Genomic DNA, 5,026 nt, shown 5'->3' with positions numbered 1-5,026 from the left:
GTACTATAAGGTGAATAGAAAGAAGAACCGGCTGAGGTGAAGTGACCCTCTAGTCGGTTCTTCTTTACATTTCATTATTTCAGCCTATGAAAAATGAGTATAATCTATTCAGCGTATATTCTTGCTTCTTCCTTGCCGTCAAGTACTCTAATAGTTCCAAGCACTAGTGATTCAAGTTCGTTTTCACCGGCATGGATATGAACTGGAGCTATGAATTCAACTCTTTCCTGTATCCAGTTGGTCATCATTTTTGAATATGCTATTCCGCCTGTTATTGCAATTGCATCAACCTTTCCTTTGACTACAGTTGCAAGCTCGCCTATTCCTTTGGCAATCTGATAAGCCATTGCTTCATAAATCATTGCTGCTTCTTCATTTCCATCAGCAATCATCTTTTCAACTTCTCTTGCATCGTTTGTTCCAAGATATGAAGTAAGTCCGCCTTTTCCTCTAAGCTTTGATACCATTGTTTTCTCGTCGTTCTTGTAGCACATGTGTATGAGTGATTTGCAGGGAACCCTTCCAGATCTTTCTGGCGAGAATGGACCTTCGTCGTCTGAAACAATGTCCACCATTTTACCGTTTTTGTGGACAGAAAGACTCATCCCACCACCTAGATGTGCAACTATTATGTTTGATTTCATATAATCCTTGTCAATATCTTCAGCAGTCTTTATAGCTACAGCTCTCATATTAAGTGCATGGGCAAGACTTTTTCTTTTTATGTCCGCCATTCCTGAATATCTTGCTATGTCTTCAAGTTCGTCAACTGCTACTGAGTCATAAATGAATGAAGGTATTTCAAGCTTTTCTGCCATTTCAAATGATATTATTGCTCCAAGGTTTGACGCATGGTCAATAACTGGTCTGTTCTTGAGTACATCAACCATTACATCATTTACTCTATAGGCTCCTGATTTAACAGGAGGAAGTAGTCCGCCTCTTCCTACAACAGCAGAAAGGTTTTTTACATCATAGTTGATTTCATTGAGGAAGCTCATAATCTCATTGTATCTCATCTCATACTGATCTGCTACGTGATCGTATTTTGCAATTTCCTCATTTGAATGTGTTATGTTCTTTTCATGTATTTGTTTGTCGTCTTCGTATAAGGCTATCTTTGTAGATGTAGAGCCTGGGTTTATTGCCAATATCTGATACATGTTTTCTCCTTTCAGAATAAGCCCTTGCTTAATACAACAAGGGCAGCATTTTATATAATTTTACTTGTTTGCAAGAACATTGTCCAGAGCTTCAATATATAATAAAGAAAAGTCCTTTTAATCCCTATACACATTTTTGCAGTTTGTTTCTTTTATGAGTAGTACGCTGACAAGGGCAATAAGGGAACAGATAAAACATACCATGAAGGCTCTTTGATAGAGCTGTGCCGGAGCCAGTATTCCTGAATATTTGTCTATTATGCTTCCCATTACTGTAGGTATTATGGATGGTCCAAGGAATCCTCCCATGTTTACAACGGACATTGATACTCCGGCAAATTCAGGATTATTGACTTCCTTGCCGCATGCCCATGCAAGGATGAATGACGTTAAGCTTGCTCCGAATATTGCAAAAAACGGAAACATGAGACTCTGGGGGATACTGTCAATGAATTTCACAAGGATTGCCCAGCAAGTAGCATTTACTGTTACTGCAACAAGCATGGGAAGCTTTCTTTTTTGTATTCTGTCTGAAATATTTCCAATAACAATGCTTGTAATGGCCAGGAAAAGTATTATTACAGAAATATAGTTTGAAGAGGTATTTTTTGTAAAACCATATACTTCTGTAAGGTATGAATGTCCCCAAGTTCCGGTAAGGGCTATGAATCCTCCGGTGACAAAGCCAGACATAAAAAATGGAGGCCAGGTGTGAATGTTTGTCAGTACCTTTACAAGAACTTTCAATATTCCGCTTTTTTCTTTCTTGTCTTTGGCATCCGACATCTTGTTTTCTTTTATTACAAGGCCCATATAGGCTCTTCTTATCTGTCTAATGGATGGAAGACTCATTTCTTCAGGTTTGTTTCTTACGATTGCATAGGTGACTATGGCAATTATTATTGACAATATTCCGATGAGCTGGAAAGCATATCTCCAAGATATGATGCCGACCAAAACTACGAGGGGAGTTTGAGCAAGAATACCACCCATGTTTCCTATGAATGCGGTTATACCTGTCATAGTTCCGAACTCTTCTTCCTTAAACCAGGTTGAGATTATTTTGAGTATTGAAACATATATTACGGACACTCCAAGACCAACCAATAGCCTTCCAATGAAGGCGACTGCAATTACTGGAGCAGCACCAAAAATCATGGAACCTATTCCTGCTGTTAAAACTCCTATGGATACAGTCTTTCTAGCTCCAATAGTGTCTGCAAGTATTCCTGAGGGTATCTGCATTATAAGATAAGCGTAGAAGTATGTGGAAGCAAGGCTTGCATAGGTAGTCAGAGATATTCCAAAGGATTCCACAAGATCATCCTGTACCACTCCTGCAGCTAGTCTGTGGAAAAACACTATGACATAGCATAGTGCCAATACAGCCCAGATGACATACCTGTATGATAAGACCTTTTTTACTTTTCTGGGATCAAGGGTAGACATATTATCACCTTTTTTATAGTTTGTTTTTATTAGATTCTCATAATTAATTATATCTTATTTCATATTTAATCGCTATAGATTTGTATTTCTAACTATTTAATCAATTCGAAAAGAATAAAAAAGAACCAGCTAATCCTACAGTTGATTCTTCGAGTAACTTGTATAAGACTGTTTAATCGTTATAAATGTTTTTACAGTTTGTTTCTTTAACAAGGAATATTTTGACAACATCTGCTTACATTGATGACTCAGCATAGCTGTTTTGCCTATTTCTGTATATTTTCGAATATAAAGCTTGAATATCTATTAAAGGAATCAAAATAGTGAGATTTCAAAAGCTTAAGTACTTTCTTCGTTTTGCCCTTTTTAAGTTCTGTTAGAAGTTCCATATGCTCAGCTATACTGTTTTTTCTGTATTGGACATTTTCATATACAATTCTATTGGCAATATTGTATTGGCCGTGAATTTGGTAAAGTGGTTTTTTCAGCACCTCGTTGTCGATTTTGTTGATCATTATTTCATGAAACTTTTTTGAGTTTTTGAAAAACTCAAGCTCGTCGCCTTTGTCATTTGATTCTGATTGGAGAGCAAGTACTTTTTCCATTTCTTTAACGACTTCATCGACCAGATCGTTTTCGCAGATATAGTCAAATGCTAGCTTTTCGAAATAATAGCATGCTTCATTGATATTCTTCAGGTTTTCCTCGTTCATGGAGAAGACCTTGGCACCTACATTGGGTACAAATTCCACAAGCCCTTCCTGGGAAAGTCTGTTTATTGCTTCTCTTACAGGTGTGATACTTACACCGTAAGATTTGCTTAGGTCATCTATATTTATTTTTTCTCCACATTTAAGTTCCTGGTAAATTATCTTCTCCTTGATTCTGTCGTAAAGCTGTTCTGTCAGTGGTTTTCTAACTAATGAATCATTTGACATTTTGTCCTCCCAGTATTGACTTTTAATACTATTATAATACTATATGATGCATGATTTAGCAATGGAAATGAATTATCCTCATAAGAATAATAATGATTTTACTTTGCCTTACCTGTATTTTTTCATGTATTTACCTGGAGAGATGCCTGTAATCTTTCCAAATGTTCTAATAAAATGGGCATTGTTGTTGAAGCCGGACAATTCTCCAGCACTTTGAACATTGTAGCCATTTCTTAGGAATTCTCTTGATTTTAACACCCTGCAGTTGATAATGTAATTGACGATTGTAAATCCTGTAACCGACTTGAAAAGGCGGCTGAGGTGGTATTTGCTCATATAAAAAGTTTCCGACAATATATCTAGATTTATTTCTTCATCCAAATGAGTTTGGATATATTCAAGTATTGGTGCCATTTTATTAAAGCCTGGATTATCCGAAGCATCAATATTCTCCTTATTATCAACAAAACCGCATATATTCAACAATAATTCTAAGAATGCAATATCCCTTCTCAGATCACAGCCGAATTCTTCGCAATCCGGCATTATGCACTTTTCCAAGTATGCTGTCAGTTTATTGACTTCATCTTTCTCAAGTTGGATACATTGGTTTGAATTCCCTATTAAGGAGAAGAAATTTGTTTTTCTTGTTGACATGTCCACAAGTTCTTCCTTGGAAAAATGGACAACATACCTTTCATATAAATCACAATTGTCAGCTATGGTTTTATGAAGAACCGTATTTCTCAAAATAATTAGAGTACCCCTATTAAGAGGATATAAATTTCCGTCAGCAAACAAACTTCCTGCATCAGAAAGGGAGAACAGTATTTCATAATTCTCATGAAAATGGTGCTTGTCCATTGACCATTCATTGTCTTTATTTAATTCAACATAATATTCAAAATTCATAATAATCACCTTCTACAGCATATCATATCTATGAGCATATAGCAATATATGCAAATTTTACACCAAATAACCGAAAGAAATCGCATATAAATAACGCTATAATGTAAACAAGACAAATAGAATTTATATAAATTGCTAAATATGAACCAAGGAGTAAAAAATGGTAAATAAATTAATAAAACCTATGAGTGAAGAGTTTGCTGAATACTTGAGAGATGAGTCCAGAACCATAGGCAAGGCCGACAGTATATCATTTCCAAAAAACGAGAGGGAAATTGTTGAAATAATTCAGGAATTGTACTCAAAAGTTATTCCAATAACTTTACAGGGTGCTCGGACAGGACTTGCGGCAGGAGCAGTTCCTAAGGGCGGACATATTATGAATCTGTCAAAAATGGATAAAATAACTTCCATGAGAAAAGATGAAAAAGGATTGTTTCATGTTTCAGTTCAGCCAGGCACAATACTTTCAAATTTAAAGGAAAGCATATCCGGAAAGAAATTTGATACGACAGGCTGGTCTTTGGAATCAAAGAATAAGTTTTCTGAATTTTGCAATACAGG

Annotated in this window: 5 protein-coding genes; 1 reads left to right on the top strand and 4 read right to left on the bottom strand. The window is 35.9% G+C overall.

Going from position 1 to position 5,026, the window contains the following annotated elements; all coding sequences use genetic code 11:
* Positions 1-104: 104 nt before the first annotated feature.
* The 4 genes from buk to AC3AX0_RS06980 form a co-directional block, all read right to left on the bottom strand.
* Complete coding sequence (gene buk, locus AC3AX0_RS06995; protein WP_487549590.1) at positions 105-1,163, bottom strand: butyrate kinase; 1,059 nt, start codon at positions 1,161-1,163, stop codon at positions 105-107.
* A gap of 117 nt (positions 1,164-1,280) precedes the next feature.
* Positions 1,281-2,612 carry an MFS transporter gene (locus AC3AX0_RS06990; protein ID WP_487549589.1) on the bottom strand — a complete coding sequence of 444 codons (1,332 nt, stop codon included), beginning with the start codon at positions 2,610-2,612 and terminating at the stop codon, positions 1,281-1,283.
* A gap of 266 nt (positions 2,613-2,878) precedes the next feature.
* The gene (locus tag AC3AX0_RS06985) at positions 2,879-3,550 is read right to left on the bottom strand and encodes a GntR family transcriptional regulator (RefSeq protein WP_487549588.1); all 672 of its coding nucleotides are present in this window, start codon (positions 3,548-3,550) and stop codon (positions 2,879-2,881) included.
* Between the two features lie 108 nt (positions 3,551-3,658).
* Positions 3,659-4,462 carry an AraC family transcriptional regulator gene (locus AC3AX0_RS06980; protein ID WP_487549587.1) on the bottom strand — a complete coding sequence of 268 codons (804 nt, stop codon included), beginning with the start codon at positions 4,460-4,462 and terminating at the stop codon, positions 3,659-3,661.
* Between the two features lie 160 nt (positions 4,463-4,622).
* Between AC3AX0_RS06980 and AC3AX0_RS06975 the strand changes: the two genes are divergently transcribed.
* Positions 4,623-5,026, top strand: a 404-nt coding sequence (locus AC3AX0_RS06975; RefSeq protein ID WP_487549586.1) for an FAD-binding protein, incomplete at its 3' end; no start/stop codon positions are given.

The organism is Dethiosulfatibacter sp., assembly GCF_983023055.1.
This window is presented reverse-complemented; position numbering and strand designations above follow the sequence as displayed.